Below are 15,417 nucleotides of genomic sequence, written 5' to 3'. Positions count from 1 at the left end.
GATCGGTCCTGTTCCGTTCCGACCCGGTAGCGGATTTCGCTACCATGCGACAGCATCCGGCAGGAAAGGGGGCAGGGGCAGGCTATCCGTCGCGGGCTCCCGTCGGATTGGCGACACCCTCCGCATAAGTCCCATGCCCCTCGATCACCAGGCGACCCGCGAATTTCAGTACCTCGCATACTCGGGCCTGTTTCTGGTTCGTATAGGCGATGACCAGGCACTCCACGCCGACGAACACGGCGTCTATCGTAAAGCGAAGGTCCGGAATCCTGGCGATGCCGATCGCCCAATAATGTCTGATCGCCGGTTTTCCGATCAGCCGGCCACCGCTCCCGGGCAGGACGAGCGCGGCAAAGGGCGAGGAGAAGCTGGCATCCTCATGGAAATGGCGAAGCACCGCCTCGATATCGCGCGCATTCCAGGCGGCGGCCCATTCGGCCGCGAAGTGCGCCGGGTCGATCTCCATCCATCCTCTCCCTCGGGCATGGTCACTCTTCCGCCAGCGACCCCGTCGGGCGGATGACGCACCAATCCGCGCGCCGCTCTGCGAAAACCTCGACGAACGGCTCGGGGAAATCCCGGTCGGCAAAGCCGCCGGCCGGCACGGAGATCATGCCCGGCCGCACCTCGATCTCATAGAATACCGATGTCCCGCATCCGCGGCAGAAATGGAAATCCGCCCAGCGACCCTCGTCGCCGGTCCGGCGATAGGTGCCATGCTCTCCATGCGTCGAGACCTGGGCTGCGTCATAGGTCGCGGTATACGCGAACGCGCTGCCGCTCCGCCGCTTGCAGTCAAGGCAATGGCAGATGGAAACGCGCACCGGCTCCCCGCGGCAGGTCGCGCTCAGGGCACCGCACATGCACTGGGCGATCCTCTCGTCGGTCATGCTCTGCTCCCTATGGTCAGCCGGCCGGGCCGACGATCACCTTGCCGCGCAGATCGGGCGCGGCGAAGGTCGATTCACCGTCTCCGCCATCATCGTTCCCGATCATCGCGAACAACTCCATATAGGTTAGCTCAGGCTGGCCACACCAGCGCTGGCGCCCACCTGCGCCGCGAACCACGGCTCGATCCGCCGCAGCGCCTCCTCCACCCGGTCGGTCGACACCGCGAAGCTGAACCGCATGAACCGCCGCCCCTCCACCGGATCGAAATCGATCCCCGGCGCCGTCGCCACCCCGGTCTCGGCCAGCAGGCGCATGCAGAAGTCCATGCTGTCATCGGTCAGGTGGCCGATATCCGCCCAGATATAAAAGGCCCCGTCCGGCGGCGCGATCCGCTTCAGCCCGAGCGCGGGTAACGCGGCGAGCAACAGGTCGCGGTTGCGCGCATAGCTCTCGACATAGCCCTCCAGCTCGTCGCGGCAATCGAACGCGACCAGGCCGGCATGCTGCGCCAGCGACGGCGGCGTCAGGAACAGATTGCCCATCCGCGCCCGCGCCGCATCGATCAGCGCCGGCGGCACCACCAGCCAGCCGAGCCGCCAACCGGCCATGCTGAAATATTTGGAGAAGCTGTTGACGATCAGCGCGTCGGAATCCTCCTGCAACACCGACCGCGCCGGGCCGACATAGCTCAGCCCGTGATAGATCTCGTCCGAGACGATGCGGATGCCTCGCCTGCGGCACACCGCGACGATCGCCGCCAGTTCGTCCGCCGCGATGATCGTCCCGGTCGGGTTGGCCGGGCTGGCGAGGATCAGCCCCTGCGGCGCCGGCTCGAGCCGCTCGATCGCTGTAGCGGTGATCTGGAACCGCTCCGCCTCGCCGCAGCCGATCTCGACCGGCACGAGGTGAAGCGCCTTCACCGTGTTGCGATAGGCGACATAACCCGGCCGCGCGAAGGCCACCCGGTCGCCCGGCGCGAACAGGCAGGACAGCGCCAGCACAAAGGCGGGCGAGGCCCCGCAGGTCAGCACCACCTGTTCGGGGTCGATGGCGACGCCATAGGCCTCGTTATAATGGCGCGCGATCCGCGCCTTGAGCGGCATGCTCTCCCAATAGCCCATGCCGTCGGTCGCGAGCACGTGGTGCGCCGTCGCGATCGCCGCGGCCGGCGCGCCGGTCGAGGGCTGGCCGAACTCCATATGGATCACCGACCGGCCCTCGGCCGACAGGCGGTGCGCCAGCCGGCTGACGGCGATGGCGTGGAAGGGATCGATCTCGGCTGACATGCGGCCCGCTTAGCGCCTGAGCGGCCGGGCACAATCTACAATTCCCCTCCCGCTTGCGAGCTGGCGGTCCGGCGAGGCCGGGATTGCCCCCGGCAATCCCTCAATCATGCTGGGCATGATTGACCTCGTCAGACCGCCCGCTGGGTTAGGGGAGGGCGTGTCCGCAAACGGTGAATTCCTTCTTACAGGCCCTCCCCCGACCCCTCCCGCAAGCGGGAGGGGAGAAGGGCGAAATGCGCGATCGTCTCGAACCTCGCCATGCGTACATCCGGTCAGCAATCGTTCACCCGAAAAGGCGCATCGGCGCTGGCGCTGTGGTAAAAAGGATGTGGTTGAATGTCCCGGTCGATTCGGCGAACTGCCTGTGCCCTGGTCGCTCTGGTGACGGCGATCTCCCCGATCTCCGCCTCGATGGCTTCCGCCCAGGATTATCCGCCGCCACCGCCCCAGACGAGCTATCGCGACCCGCCGCCACAGCAGCAAGGTTATCGGGATCCGCCGCCGCCGCCCGAACAGGGCTATGACGAGCAGGATGACGCGCCGCCGCCCGGCTATGACGGGTCCGAACCGCCCCCGCCGCCGCCCGGCTATGTGGCGGATCAGGCCGACGCGGCGCAGTACGACCAGGACCGCCGCTACGAGGCCTATGCCGAGGACTGGTCGGCGAGGAACTGCATCCAGGCCCGCAGCAACTCCACTGCCGGCGCAGTGATCGGCGGCGTGTTCGGCGCGCTGCTCGGGTCGAGCATCGCCGGCCGGCACGATCGCGGCGCGGGTGCCATCATCGGCGGCGTCGCGGGTGCCGCCGGCGGTGCCGCGCTCGGCGACCAGAGCCGCTACGACACCAGCCCCGGCTGCCCGCCCGGCTTCGTCGTGCGCAACGACGCGCCGGCCTTTTATTATGACGGCCCTTATACGTACGCCGCGCCGGGCTGGTACCGGCCCTGGGTCTATTATGAAGGCCGCTGGAGCTATCGGCCCTATCCCTATCACGCCTGGTATTACCGCCACTACGGCTATGCCCGGCCCTATCATTATCGCGGCTATGGCCGGGGCTATTATCGCCATCGCCGCTGGTGACGGCCGGGGCCGACCCCATTAAAGGCGTGCCCAGCGCCAATGATGAGGAATGCCCATGTCCCGGATCACCCTGCAACAGGCCAACAGGATCATCGAGGCGGCGCTGGCCCGCGGCGCCGAACTCGGCCTCAAGCCGCTGAGCGTGTCGGTGCTCGATGCGGGCGGCCACATGATCGCCTTTCAGCGCCAGGACCGCGCGTCGAGCCTGCGCGAACGGATCGCCTCGGGCAAGGCGGCCGGCGCGCTCGCCCTCGGCGTCTTGAGCCGCAAGATCGGCGAGATGGCGGCCGACCGGCCGAGCTTCGTCGCGTCGCTCGGCGCGCTGGCGACGCACGGCATCATCCCCGCGGCGGGCGGGGTGATCGTGGTGGACGGCGAAGGCCTGCCGATCGGCGCGGTCGGGATCACCGGCGACAGCTCGGACAATGACGAGGCCTGCGCCCTGGCCGGCATCGCCGCCGCGGGGCTGACCGCGCAATCATAATCAGTCTGCTTCCCCGGCGAAGGCCGGGGTCCAGTTGGGGAGGATTAGTAGTGACCCGTCTCGCTGGCCAAAGGCTGTTTTTCGCGCTGATTCCCGCAATCTTGTCCGCCCTTCTCATCGCCACCCCGGCGACAGCGCAGGTCCATGGCCGCATCTATCCCGCCCCCAAGGCGCCGCTGAGCACCGCCGGCCTGCCTGCCACCGCGACGATCGATACGGTGCAAACCGCCGATGGCCTGTCGCTCAAGGGCATCGAGATCGCCCCGCGTGACGGCAAGCCGACCCTGCTCGCTTTCCACGGCAACGGCTCGAGCGCGATGCGGTCGGTGGAATGGTATGCCCCGCTGATCGCCGAAGGCTATGGCATCGTCGCCGCGGAGTACCGCGAATATAGCGGCAATCCGGGCAAGGCGAGCGAAGCCGGCCTCGCCGCCGATGCCGACGCCTTTTACGCCCGCGCCCGCAGCCTGGCGGGCAGCGGCAAGCTGATCCTGGTCGGCCACAGCCTGGGCGGCGGCGTCGCCTTCGGGCTCGCCACGCGCCAGCATGTCGATGCGCTGGTCACCATCGGCGCCTTCACCCGCCTGCGCGACATGGTGTCGAAACTCCTCCGCGCCGCCGTCCCCAACGAGTATGACAATGTGGCCGCGATCCCGAAGCTCGATGAGCCGCTCTACCTGATCCAGGGCACCGCGGACGACACCGTGCCGTGGCAGATGGGGGAACAACTCGCCAAGGCGGCCGGCGCGGCGCACAAGCCCGGCGCTGCCTTCGTCATCAAGGATGCGGGCCATGCGCCCGATGGCGCTGTTGTGGCGATGATCCTCCGGGCGATCGTGGCGAAGCTCGACGGGGATGGCGCGACGGTGAAGGTGACGTTGCCGGAAACCGTGCATCTGTACCCGTTCGGCCAGTAGGGGGACTCCCCCTATCTTCTTCCCCGGCGGAGGCCGGGGCCCAGTCGGGAAGGCTGATGTAACTATGCGCAGCGCCAGCCATGTGCGTCCCCCAACTGGGCCAGTACCGGGTTGAACATGCCCCGCATGTTCAAGGATCGTCCGGGGGACGATCCGACCCGGCACTCTTCGCCGGGGAAGGGAAGAGGGTGAGGGGCGCCCAGCGCCCCGATTCAACCTCTCGCACTGCCCGCTATCGTCTCACGCCCGGCGCTCCACGCCGAAGCCCGAGAGAGACGCAACGTGCCAGTCAAGATTCCAGCCCCCAACTATCCCCAAGAAGAGCGCGAACAATTTCCGATACCCCTCGCGAAATTCGGCAGCTATTCGTCAAGTGCGCTCGGCGCCATATTTCGCGGCGCGTTTCTTGCGCTTCCAACACCTGTTCGCCCGCCCCAACTAAACCCTCTACAGGCGCGCAATAGCGCCGCGATTCGCCCCCTTCGCAGGTGGGTCGCAAAATTCGACGAATACTGGCCAGTTTCGATCCGACTCCAACACCATTACTTGAAGCCTCCACGCCGGGGGTCAGGGCCCCTTCACCACCACGCCGCCCTTGATCACCAGCCGCACGTCGCGCACCACCGCTATGTCCCGGGTCGGGTCGCCGCTCACCGCGATCAGATCGGCGAGCAGCCCCGGCTTCACCGCGCCGACCTTGGCATCGAGGTGGAAGGCCCGCGCATTGCCCGAGGTCGCGGCAATCATCACCTGCGCCGCCGGCATGCCGCCCGCGGCCATCAGCTCCATTTCGCGCGCATTCTCGCCATGCGTGAACACGCCGACATCGCCGCCCATGCACATCGGTACGTCGGCCGCGCGAGCCAGCGCGAAGGACTTCCGGCTCTCGCTCACGCTGACCGGCGCGGGATCGGCGCCGTTCCAGCCGCGATAGCGCGCTACGGCATCGGAGGCGGCCAGCGTCGGGCACAGCGCGATCCCCTTCGCCGCCATCGCCTTGAAGATCTCGGTCGTGCCGTCATAGCCATGCTCGATCGTGTCGACCCCGGCCGCGATTGCCCGGCGCATGCCCTCGGCGGTCGACGCATGGACGGCGACGGTGCGCCCCGCATCATGTGCCGCCTCGGTCGCGGCGGTGATCTCGGCCAGCGACAGGGTCGCCCGGCTCGGTTCGCCCGGCCCCCAGCGGTAATCGGCGTACAGCTTCACCACATCCGCGCCCGCCGCGATCTGGCTGCGCACCGCGCGGACCATGTCGTCGACGCCGCTCACTTCCTCCGCACCCTGCGGGATCGCGACGCCCGGTTCGAACCCCTTCGGGCCATAAGCCCCCAGCGCGACGATCGCCCGCGTAGCCACCGTGAGGCGCGGCCCCGGTACAATGCCCTGCTCGATCGCCTGGCGCAGCCCAACATCGGCATAGCCCGCCCCCTCGGTGCCGAGATCGCGCTCGCTGGTGAAGCCCGCCATCAGGGTCGCGCGCGCCTGCGCCACCGCCCGCGCGGTGCGCAGCGCCAGCGGCTCGTGCAGCACCTGATCGTCCCAGCTCGTCTCGTTATAGGGATGCAGGAACAGATGGCCGTGGCCCTCGATCATCCCGGGCATCAGGGTCTGGCCCGGCAGCTCGATCGTGCGCGCGCCGGCGGGCGCGGTCAGCGCCGGCCCGACCGAGACGATCTTGCCGCCCTCGATCAGCACTTCCCAGCCGGCATGCGGCTTCGGATCGACGCCGTCGAAAACCTGTGCCGGGCGCAGCAGGATAGGCGGTTCGGCCGCCGCCACGGGTCCGGCGATCGACAAGGTCAGCGCCAGCAACCACTTCATCGCCCGTTCTCCTTGCCGCGCCACGATGCGCCGGATAGCCCTTGTCTCATGGATAGACTCAGCCGCCGCCTTCGCAACCCGCTCCTCGCGCTTGCTCTCCTGACCCCCGGCATCGCCCACGCCGCGCCGGACGAGAAGGCCGGCTGGAAGGCCCAGGCCGCCCGCGTCACCATCACGCGCGACGATTGGGGCATCGCCCATGTCGTCGGCAAGAGCGACGCCGATGCCGTGTTCGGCGCGATCTACGCTCAGGCGGAGGATGATTTCGGCCGGATCGAGGCGAACTATCTGACCGCGCTCGGCCGCACCGCGGAGGCGCAGGGCAACGAGGCGATCTGGGCCGATCTGCGCCAGCGCCTCTATGTCGATCCGGTCGATCTCCAGAAGCAGTACAAGGCAAGCCCGGCGTGGCTGCGCGCCTTGATGCAGGCCTGGGCCGATGGGCTGAACTATTATCTCGCCACGCATCCCGACACGCGCCCCAAGGTGCTGACGCGGTTCGAACCCTGGATGGCGCTGTCCTTCACCGAAGGCAGCATCGGCGGCGATATCGAGCGCATCTCGCTGTCGGAACTGGAGAGCCTCTACGGCACCCGCCAGGTCGCGATGACCGACGAGGAGCTTGGCCGAATCCCGCGCGAACCGCGCGGCTCCAACGGCATCGCCATCGCGCCGAAGAATAGCGCTGACGGCCACGCCCTGCTGCTGATCAACCCGCACACCAGCTTCTATTTCCGCTCCGAGCTGCAGATGACCAGCGGGGAGGGGCTCAACGCCTATGGCGCCTCCACCTGGGGGCAGTTCTTCATCTATCAGGGCTTCAACGCCAATGCCGGCTGGATGCACACCTCCTCGGGCGTCGACAATGTCGATGAGTTCGCCGAGACCTTCGTGTTCCAGTCGGGTAAGCTATCCTATCGCTATGGCGACAAGCTCCGCCCGGTCGACCGCAGCCGCATCTCGATTTCCTATCGCCAGCCCGACGGCACCATGGGCACCCGCACCTTCACCGTGCAGCGCACGCACCATGGCCCGATCGTCGCCAAGCGCGACGGCAAATGGATCGCCATGTCGCTGATGTGGAAACCGATCCCCGCGCTCGAACAAAGCTGGCTGCGCACGAAGACGACCGATCTCGCTTCCTACATGGCCGTCGCCGAGCGCCAGGCGAACAGCTCGAACGACACGCTCTTCGCCGACAGCAAGGGCGAGATCGCCTATCTCCACCCGCAATTCGTGCCGATCCGCAACGACAGCTTCGATTATACCCGCGCAGTCGACGGATCGGATCCCGCGACGGACTGGAAGGGGCTGCATGCGATCGCGACGCTGCCCAATGCGATCAACCCCCCGGTCGGCTGGGCGAAGAACTCGAACGACTGGCCCTGGCAGTCGGCCGGCCCCGACAGCCCGAAGGCGGCCGACTATCCCAAATATATGGATCAGGCCGGGCCGAATGCGCGCGGCACACATTCCGATCTGCTGCTGACCGGCAAGACCGGCTTCACGCCCGAAGGGCTGCGCGCCGCAGCCTATGACTCCTATCTCCCCGCCTTCGCCAAGCTGATCCCGCAACTGGTGTCCGCCTGGCAGGCGCTTCCCGCAGGCGACGCCCGCCGCGCCAAACTCGCCGCGCCGATCGCCGCGCTCAAGGGCTGGGACTATCGCTGGAGCGCCGCGTCCGAACCGACCTCGCTCGCCATCTTCTGGGGCGATGCGCTGTGGAAGGATGTCGGCGGCTTCGCTCGTGCCGAGCGCATGAACGTGCCCGACTATATCGCCGCGAAAGTGACGGCCGAGGCGAAGCTCGATGCGCTCGTCCAGGCGGTCGATCGCCTGACCCGCGACTTTGGCGACTGGCGCGTGGCCTGGGGCCGGATCAACCGGTTCCAGCGCCTCGACGATTCGATCGATGCCCGGTTCGATGATTCAAAACCCAGCATCGCCGTGCCATTCGTCTCCGGCCAATGGGGGTCGCTGGCGAGCTATGGTGCGAAGGCGTATCCGAACACGAAGAACTATTACGGCACCAGCGGCAACAGCTTCGTCGCGGTGGTGGAATTCGGCCCGCGCCTCAAGGCCTGGGCGGTCACCGCGGGCGGCGAAAGCGGCAACCCCGCGTCACCCCATTTCAACGACCAGGCCCAACGCTACGCCGACGGCAATCTCCGACCGGTCTATTTCTACCCGCAGGACCTCACCGGCCATGTGGAGCGGAAATACCAGCCGGGGGAGTAAGGCGCGGTGTCAGCAATTATGTTCCTTCCCCGGCGAAGGCCGGGGTCCAGTTGGGGGACTTGGATTGGAGAAGGTGCCCTTCGTTACTACAACCTCTCCAACTGGACCCCGGCCTTCGCCGGGGAAGACCCTTTCAGGCCTCGCCCGCTCTGGTCTGCTCCCACGCATCCACCACCGCATCAACCGTGACATCCGCCTCTGCCATCGTCGTCGCCACCGAGGAGACCGAAACCCGCATCACCCACTGCCCGCGCCACAGCGCCGATCCGATGAACGCCACCGCATCCTCCTGGACCTGCTTCACCGTCGCGAGCGTCAGCGCATCATCGTCCCCGAAGCGCACCATGAACTGGTTGAGCTCGACCGGGCAGACCAGCGCGACCCCCGGCACCGCCGCGAGCCGCTCCGCCATGTGCGTCGCGATGGCGCAATGCTCCGCGACCATCGCCGCGATCCCTTCGCGCCCGAGCTGCCGGATCATCGCCCAGGCGGCAAAGCCCCGCGCCCGCCGCGACAGCTCGGGCACATAGGCGGAAGGGTCGCGCTCGGCGCCTTCGGCCGGCGGCAGATAGCTCGCGGTGATCGCCATCGCCCGCCGATGCGCCTCCGCATCGCGCACGATCGCAAAGCCGCTGTCATAGGGCGTCTGCAGCCACTTATGCCCGTCGGTCGCCCAGCTGTCGGCCAGCTCGACCCCGGCGGCCAGGTGCGCCTGGTCCGGGCTCGCCTGCGCCCACAACCCGAACGCGCCATCGACATGCAGCCAGGCATCGGCCTCCCGCGCCATCGGCGCGATCTCGGCGAACGGGTCGCACGCGCCGGTGTTGATCTGCCCCGCCTGAGCGATCGCGATCACTGGCCCGGTGGTCTCGCCCAACGCTCGCGCGAACTCGTCGGCCAGCATCCGCCCGCTCGCATCGCAAGCGATCCGCCGCACCCGCTGGGCGCCGAGTCCGAGATACTTGATTCCAGAATAGACCGTCGCATGCGCATCGTCGCCGATCAGCACGGTGATCGGCGGCGCGCCGCACAGCCCGTCGGCCTCGACATCCCAGCCGACGCGCCGCAGCACCTCGCTCCGCGCGGCGGCGAGACACACGAAATTGGCGACCGTCGCGCCCGTGACGAAACCGACCGAAGCGCCCGCCGGCAGCCCAAGCAGATCGAGCAGCCAGCCTGCCGTAACGGCCTCGATCGCCGAGGCAGCGGGCGCGGCATGGAGGTTGGCGGCATTCTGCCCCCAGGCGGCAGCCAGCCAATCCGCCGCGACACCCGTCGGATGCGAATTGCCGATCACCCAGCCGAAGAAGCGCGGGCCCGTCGAGGCGCGGATGCCCGGCGTGGCCAGGGTCGCGAGTTCCTCGATGATCGCCCGTGGGTCGGCACCTCGTTCGGGCGTCGGCGCGGCGAAGGCGGCGAGCATCTCGGCATAGCTCGCGACAGGCGTATTCTCCGCCGTCGCGACGTCGCGCCGATAGGCGATGGCGTGCTTCGCGGCGTCGGCCATGGCGGCATGGCCGTTATCGATATCGTCCGGTTCCATCGCGCGACCATGTCACAACGGGCAGGGCACGCGCCATCCGCTTCTGGCCTTCAAAGTGTCGCCTCAGTGGAAAGCGGGCGCCGCCTCCACCGCGTCCTCGCCGGAAAGCCGAGATTTGGGGCCCAGCCCGCCGAACAGCGCGATCACCACATAGGCGATGGCGGGCAGCACGAAGGTCATGCCGATCGACGTCGCGTCCGCGATCCAGCCGGAGAACAAGGGCAGCAACGCCCCGCCCACGATCGCCATGCAGAGCAGGCCCGACACCGAGGCGCTCGACGTCCTGGACCGTTCCATGGTGATGCTGAAGATCGTCGGGAACATGATCGAATTGAAGAAGCCCACGCCCAGTGCCGCATACGCCGCCGCGGGGCCGTGCAACACGAATGCCGCCGCGGTCAGGCACGCCGCGATCGCGGCGGCGCCGGTGAGCAACCAGCTCGCCCGTACCCTGGTCAGCACCACGCTGCCGACGAACCGTCCGGCCAGCGCACCGCCCCAGTAATAATAAGCCAGCACCCCGCCCGCCGCTTCGAGCGTCAGGCCGAGTACGTCGGGCCGGTTGAGGAAGTTGATCATCACGCTGGCGATGGTCACCTCCGCGCCGACATAGAGGAAGATCGCGATTGCGCCGAACACTGCCCAGCCGGAGCGCAGCGCCTTGAGCGGCGAAGCGCCCTGGATGGTGATGTCGGCAGCCGATGCATTGATGCGCTTGCGGAAGACGAAGATCAGCAGCGCGAGCGCCGCGACCGCGATGGCGATCAGCACAAAGGCATGGTCGATCGCGCCCAGCGCCGTGCTGCGCGGGATGTGCGGCAGGATATGCCCGCCCTTCCCGAATACGTCGGGCCGCAGCATCAGCTTCGATCCGATGCTGACGCCCAGCACCACGCCGAGCGAGTTGAACGCCTGGGCGAAGGTGAGGCGGAAATGGCTCCGCTCGGGCGCGCCGAGCGACGCCGCCAGGGGGTTGGCCGCGACCTGCAGCACGGTGATGCCGCCCGCCATCACGAACAATGCGACCAGCACCATGGTGTAGGCGTGCATGTGCGAGGCGACGAGCATCAGCCCGCACGCGCCGATCATCACCATCAGTGCCGTGATGATCGTCCGGCTGTGCCCGAGCCGCGCGAGCAAGGCGGCAGCCGGCAGCGACACCACGAAATAGGCGAGGAAGAAGGCGAACTGAGTCAGCATGCCTTCCGCCACGTTGAGCGTGTAGATGCCGCGCATCGCTGCGATCAGCGGATCGGTGTTCGACGTGACGAAGCCCCAGGCGAAGAACAGGCACGTCACCACCGCAAAGGCGGCCCCGGCACCGGCAGCGGCCTTGCCGCCCTCGGTTGCGGTCATTGCGGGCACCCGGCGACACCGTTCGCGCTGACGAAGCGGATGTCGGAGATCGACAGCGTCGCGGCCCCGGCGCTCGCCAGGATCAACGGCGCGCTCACTCGCCGCGGGTCGAGCCCGGCGGTGGCGAAGCAGTTGAGCGGCAAGGTAAGGGTGCTCCACTGCCCGACCGGCGCCGCGCGCAGCACGCCGGTGATCGGCACCGTGCCCGCGCAATTGGCGCCGCACTGCATGCCCAGCCTGACGGTGCCGGTCGGCGCCGCATCGACGCGATATTCGATGACCATATTATACTGCGCGTTGCTCTCCCGGCCGATGTCGATCGGCTTGTCGGCGGCGATCCGCGCCGTGCCCCCGGCGGTTCCCCAGACGATCCTGCGCGCATCCTCCTGCGCGCGCCGGTCGACGCTCGACAGGCGAACCCCGCCGGCCCCTGTCGCGCCGGCATTGCCGGACACCGGCTCGGCGACCCCACCTGGCTCGGCCAGATCGAAGCGCCAGCCGGGCGGCAGGGTGCCGCGCGCGAACACGGTGCCGTCGGGCCGCGTGGCGGCTGCCGGCCGATCCTCGGACAGTGCCGGGAGGTCGCCCTTATCCTTGTAGGTCAGCCCATAGCCGAACGCGAAGAGCGGGTCGTACACGGCGTCGCCCTTGTTGAGCGGCGTCTGGTCGATGCGCTTCGGCCAGGAGAAGGACAGCGTGCCGCGGAAATCGTGGCGCGGTTTGCCGTCCGCACCCGCCAGCAGCACATCGGCCACGCCGCCACCTTCGCCGCCGGGCAGGAAGGCCGCGACGAACGCGTCGGCCGCGTTGAGCTCCGGGTTCACCCAGAGCGGCCGGCCCGACAGGAATACCGCGACCACGGGAATGCCTTGCGCCTTCAGCTTCTTCAGCAGGTCGAGGTCGCGGCTCTCGCCGGGGCGATATTCGACCGTCGGCCGGTCGCCCGCGAACTCGGCATAGGGGTCCTCGCCGAACACCACGATCGCGGCGCCCGGCTTCTTGGTGAAGCTGCCGTCGACGCTCAGCGTGGCGCTGCCGCCTGCCGCCTTGGCTGCCTCGGCGATACCGGCATAGATCGACTGGGCATGCGGGAAGTCGGCATTGGTCATGCCGGTGCCCTGCCAGCTGATCGTCCAGCCGCCGCTCTGCTTGGGGATATTGTCGGCGCCGTCGCCCGCCACCAGCAGGTCGAGCCTCGGCGACAAGGGCAGCACATGGCCCTGGTTCTTGAGCAGCACGAGCGACTCCCGCACCGCCTGCCGCGCGACCGCGCGGTGTTCGGGCGATCCGAGCAGCTCGAACTTGCCGGCGAACGGGCGCGACGAAGGCTTGCCCTTCTCGAACATGCCGGCGCGGATCTTCACCCGCAGGATGCGCCGCACCGCTTCGTCGAGCCGCCCCTTCGATATCTCGCCCGATTTCACCTGGGCGAGCGTGCTGGCGTAAAAGCCTTTCCAGCTGTCCGGCGCCATCACCATGTCCATGCCCGCGTTGATCGCGGCGGCGCAGGAGGTGTTGGTGCAGCCCGGCACCTGGCCATGCGCGTTCCAGTCGCCGACGGTCAGCCCGTCAAAGCCCATCTGGTCGCGCAGCGCGCCGGTCAGCAAATCCTTGTCCGCGCTCAGCTTGGTGCCGCGCACGCTGGAGAAGCTCGCCATCACCGCCTGCACGCCCGCGGCGATCGCCGGGGGATAACCCGCGCCGTGGATGTCGCGGATCTGCTCGGGGGTTCCGGGATTGTCGCCCTGGTCGATGCCATTGGCGGTGCCGCCGTCGCCGACGAAGTGCTTGGCGGTCGCGATCACCTTGCCGTCGCGCAGGAATTCCTTCGAGCCCGCCTTGCCCTGCAGCCCCTCGATCATCGCGCCGGCATAGTCGCGCACCACCGACGGATCTTCGGAAAAGCCCTCATAGCTGCGGCCCCAGCGGTCGTCGCGCACCACCGCCAGCGTCGGCGAGAAATCCCAGTCGATTCCGGTTACCGCCATCTCCTTTGCGGTCACTTCGCCGATCTTCCGGATCAGGTCGCGGTCGCGCATCGCGCCCAGGCCGATATTCTGCGGAAAGATCGTCGCGCCGATGACGTTGGCATGGCCATGCACCGCGTCGATGCCCCAGATTGGCGGGATCACCGGGCGGCCGTCGTCGCGCCTGGTCACGGCCTCCCACGCCGCATCGGCATAAGCCAGCCAGGCAGGGGCGGGAGCCTTGTCGTCGAGATTCGGGCCGGAACTGCCGCCGGCCAGGATCGATCCGAATTTATACTGGCGGATTTCGTCCATCGTCAGGCTGCCGATGTCGGGCTGCACGACCTGCGCCACCTTGTCCTCGACGCTCATTCTGGCGAGCAGCGAATCGATCCGCTTTTCCATCGCGGGATCGGCCGGCAAGGGCGACCCGACATGCGGCCAGGCGGCAGTCGGCGTCTGCGCCGCGCCGATTCCCGTTGCTGTCGCGATGGCCACGAGGCTTGCGACCCCGAACGCCATCTTCAGCCTGCGCCTGCCGAGCATTACACCACTCTCCCCACCGATCGGTTCACACGCCCGATCAATCGGGTCATGAACGCCGTTACATCATTTCATGACCTACGTTGTCAATTCCAATCGGCCGCGATTGTAGCGCGATCGTCCGGGATCGGGTCAGGCGCCCGGCGCTGGCCCGGTGGATTGACGGTGAACCAAAGCGACCGGATGCTCGATCAGGTCCTCATGCGGCTTCTTCTCGAGCATCGCGACGAGCATCGTCGTGGCGTCGCGCGCCATGTCGAACACCGGCTGGTGAATGGTGGTCAGGCGCGGCCAGACGATCTGCGCGATCGCGCTGTCGTCGAACCCCGCAACCGACAGGTCGCGCGGCACGTCGATGCCGAGATCGTGCGCCGCCATGATCGCCCCGGCGGCCATGTCGTCATTCTGCGCGAAGATCGCGGTCGGTCGGTCGCGGCGGCCGAGCAGGCGCGCGCCGGCCTGGAGCCCGGATTCGAAGTTGAACATGCCCTGCTCGATATCGTCGAGCCGCATCTTCAGTCCGGCTGCGGCGAGCGCATTGGAATAGCCCAGCAGGCGGGCCTCGCTTGCCGGATGGCTCGGGTCGCCCTTGATCATGCCGATCCGCTTGTGGCCGAGCGAGATGAGATATTCGGTCATCATCCGCGCCGCGCCGACATCGTCGGTCAGGGTGCGGGGACCGAGCTCGGGCGAGCGGGTCGGCGCGATGCGGACGAACGGGAAGCGCGCCGCCTTGAGTTGCTCCAGCACCACGGGATGGTCGGAGGCGGGCGGCGTCAGCACGACGCCGTCGAGCGCGGCCGACCGCACGAGCGAGACGATCTTGTCGGCAATGGCCGAGACCGTGCCCACCGGCAGCACGACCAGCCGGTATTTCTCGCCCTGCAACCGGTCGAGCGCGCCCTGCTGCAGCTCGACGACATAGTTGGGGCTGGGGTTCTCGTAGAGCAGGCCGAGCAGATAGGATCGCCGTCCGACCAGGCCCTGGGCGACGACATTGGGGTGGTAATGCAGCGCGGTCGCGACCTTCATCACGCGGTCGCGGGTCTTGGGCGTCACATTGGGCGCATCGTTGAACACGCGCGAAACGGTCTTGATCGATACGTCCGCCTCGCGGGCTACATCGATAATGGTTGCGCGACGCCCCAGGTCCATATCTGCCCCGCTAGCATGGGAATGACGGCCGCGGTAGCCTGCGCCACAGGCGCAGTACAGCGGGCGGGCGTGATACTGCCTTCCGAAACGGCAACGAAACAAGGGTTTTTCTGCGAGATGCAGCAACTATGAC

At 67.9% G+C, this 15,417-nt stretch carries 13 protein-coding genes; 4 read left to right on the top strand and 9 right to left on the bottom strand.

Going from position 1 to position 15,417, the window contains the following annotated elements; genetic code table 11:
* Window positions 1-82: 82 nt before the first annotated feature.
* From AC1DX5_RS00735 to AC1DX5_RS00720, 4 genes are read right to left on the bottom strand one after another with little or no spacing between them, the layout of a single operon-like run.
* Window positions 83-466: a nuclear transport factor 2 family protein gene (locus AC1DX5_RS00735; RefSeq protein ID WP_478013752.1), complete on the bottom strand. Its 384-nt coding sequence runs from the start codon at window positions 464-466 to the stop codon at window positions 83-85.
* Window positions 467-488: 22 nt separating this feature from the next.
* Window positions 489-890 (bottom strand): GFA family protein, encoded by a 402-nt coding sequence (locus AC1DX5_RS00730; protein ID WP_478013751.1) that lies wholly within the window; start codon window positions 888-890, stop codon window positions 489-491.
* Window positions 891-906: 16 nt separating this feature from the next.
* Window positions 907-1,011 carry a tail fiber protein gene (locus AC1DX5_RS00725; RefSeq protein ID WP_478013750.1) on the bottom strand — a complete coding sequence of 35 codons (105 nt, stop codon included), beginning with the start codon at window positions 1,009-1,011 and terminating at the stop codon, window positions 907-909.
* Between the two features lie 5 nt (window positions 1,012-1,016).
* On the bottom strand, window positions 1,017-2,177 hold the full coding sequence (locus AC1DX5_RS00720; protein ID WP_478013749.1) for a pyridoxal phosphate-dependent aminotransferase: 1,161 nt from the start codon (window positions 2,175-2,177) through the stop codon (window positions 1,017-1,019).
* Window positions 2,178-2,513: 336 nt separating this feature from the next.
* On the opposite strand from AC1DX5_RS00720, the gene AC1DX5_RS00715 reads away from it, so the two are divergent.
* Genes AC1DX5_RS00715 through AC1DX5_RS00705 form a run of 3 tightly spaced genes read left to right on the top strand, consistent with a single transcriptional unit; the run spans window position 2,514 to window position 4,658 of the window.
* Complete coding sequence (locus AC1DX5_RS00715) at window positions 2,514-3,257, top strand: glycine zipper domain-containing protein (protein WP_478013748.1); 744 nt, start codon at window positions 2,514-2,516, stop codon at window positions 3,255-3,257.
* A gap of 55 nt (window positions 3,258-3,312) precedes the next feature.
* Window positions 3,313-3,741, top strand: coding sequence for a GlcG/HbpS family heme-binding protein (locus tag AC1DX5_RS00710; protein WP_478013747.1), 429 nt, complete (start codon window positions 3,313-3,315; stop codon window positions 3,739-3,741).
* A gap of 50 nt (window positions 3,742-3,791) precedes the next feature.
* Window positions 3,792-4,658: an alpha/beta hydrolase family protein gene (locus AC1DX5_RS00705; protein WP_478013746.1), complete on the top strand. Its 867-nt coding sequence runs from the start codon at window positions 3,792-3,794 to the stop codon at window positions 4,656-4,658.
* 567 nt (window positions 4,659-5,225) lie between these two features.
* Here AC1DX5_RS00705 and AC1DX5_RS00700 read toward each other — a convergent pair.
* The gene (locus AC1DX5_RS00700; RefSeq protein ID WP_478013745.1) at window positions 5,226-6,482 is read right to left on the bottom strand and encodes a metal-dependent hydrolase family protein; all 1,257 of its coding nucleotides are present in this window, start codon (window positions 6,480-6,482) and stop codon (window positions 5,226-5,228) included.
* A gap of 48 nt (window positions 6,483-6,530) precedes the next feature.
* On the opposite strand from AC1DX5_RS00700, the gene AC1DX5_RS00695 reads away from it, so the two are divergent.
* Window positions 6,531-8,720 carry a penicillin acylase family protein gene (locus AC1DX5_RS00695; protein ID WP_478013744.1) on the top strand — a complete coding sequence of 730 codons (2,190 nt, stop codon included), beginning with the start codon at window positions 6,531-6,533 and terminating at the stop codon, window positions 8,718-8,720.
* Window positions 8,721-8,853: 133 nt separating this feature from the next.
* Here the strand turns inward: AC1DX5_RS00695 and AC1DX5_RS00690 are convergent, their stop codons facing one another.
* The 4 genes from AC1DX5_RS00690 to AC1DX5_RS00675 form a co-directional block, all read right to left on the bottom strand.
* Window positions 8,854-10,263: a pyridoxal phosphate-dependent decarboxylase family protein gene (locus AC1DX5_RS00690; protein ID WP_478013743.1), complete on the bottom strand. Its 1,410-nt coding sequence runs from the start codon at window positions 10,261-10,263 to the stop codon at window positions 8,854-8,856.
* Between the two features lie 63 nt (window positions 10,264-10,326).
* Window positions 10,327-11,619 (bottom strand): MFS transporter, encoded by a 1,293-nt coding sequence (locus tag AC1DX5_RS00685; protein ID WP_478013742.1) that lies wholly within the window; start codon window positions 11,617-11,619, stop codon window positions 10,327-10,329.
* Complete coding sequence (locus AC1DX5_RS00680; protein WP_478013741.1) at window positions 11,616-14,132, bottom strand: glycoside hydrolase family 3 protein; 2,517 nt, start codon at window positions 14,130-14,132, stop codon at window positions 11,616-11,618. Before AC1DX5_RS00680 ends, AC1DX5_RS00685 begins: the two co-directional genes overlap by 4 nt.
* 129 nt (window positions 14,133-14,261) lie before the next feature.
* On the bottom strand, window positions 14,262-15,284 hold the full coding sequence (locus tag AC1DX5_RS00675; RefSeq protein WP_465172030.1) for a LacI family DNA-binding transcriptional regulator: 1,023 nt from the start codon (window positions 15,282-15,284) through the stop codon (window positions 14,262-14,264).
* Between the last annotated feature and the right edge of the window lie 133 nt (window positions 15,285-15,417).

This window comes from Sphingomonas sp. P2_B6, from assembly GCF_056404755.1.
Note: the sequence above shows the minus strand (reverse complement) of the source record. Positions and strands in the feature narration are given on the sequence as shown.

Excerpts from the sequence above, each read along its gene's own strand:
- AC1DX5_RS00725 (WP_478013750.1), bottom strand. The coding sequence starts at position 1,011 with ATGGAGTTGTTCGCGATGATCGGGAACGATGATGGCGGAGACGGTGAA.
- AC1DX5_RS00675 (WP_465172030.1), bottom strand. The coding sequence starts at position 15,284 with ATGGACCTGGGGCGTCGCGCAACCATTATCGATGTAGCCCGCGAGGCG.
- AC1DX5_RS00695 (WP_478013744.1), top strand. The coding sequence starts at position 6,531 with ATGGATAGACTCAGCCGCCGCCTTCGCAACCCGCTCCTCGCGCTTGCT.
- AC1DX5_RS00690 (WP_478013743.1), bottom strand. The coding sequence starts at position 10,263 with ATGGAACCGGACGATATCGATAACGGCCATGCCGCCATGGCCGACGCC.
- AC1DX5_RS00710 (WP_478013747.1), top strand. The coding sequence starts at position 3,313 with ATGTCCCGGATCACCCTGCAACAGGCCAACAGGATCATCGAGGCGGCG.
- AC1DX5_RS00715 (WP_478013748.1), top strand. The coding sequence starts at position 2,514 with ATGTCCCGGTCGATTCGGCGAACTGCCTGTGCCCTGGTCGCTCTGGTG.
- AC1DX5_RS00720 (WP_478013749.1), bottom strand. The coding sequence starts at position 2,177 with ATGTCAGCCGAGATCGATCCCTTCCACGCCATCGCCGTCAGCCGGCTG.
- AC1DX5_RS00680 (WP_478013741.1), bottom strand. The coding sequence starts at position 14,132 with ATGCTCGGCAGGCGCAGGCTGAAGATGGCGTTCGGGGTCGCAAGCCTC.
- AC1DX5_RS00685 (WP_478013742.1), bottom strand. The coding sequence starts at position 11,619 with ATGACCGCAACCGAGGGCGGCAAGGCCGCTGCCGGTGCCGGGGCCGCC.
- AC1DX5_RS00730 (WP_478013751.1), bottom strand. The coding sequence starts at position 890 with ATGACCGACGAGAGGATCGCCCAGTGCATGTGCGGTGCCCTGAGCGCG.
- AC1DX5_RS00700 (WP_478013745.1), bottom strand. The coding sequence starts at position 6,482 with ATGAAGTGGTTGCTGGCGCTGACCTTGTCGATCGCCGGACCCGTGGCG.
- AC1DX5_RS00735 (WP_478013752.1), bottom strand. The coding sequence starts at position 466 with ATGGAGATCGACCCGGCGCACTTCGCGGCCGAATGGGCCGCCGCCTGG.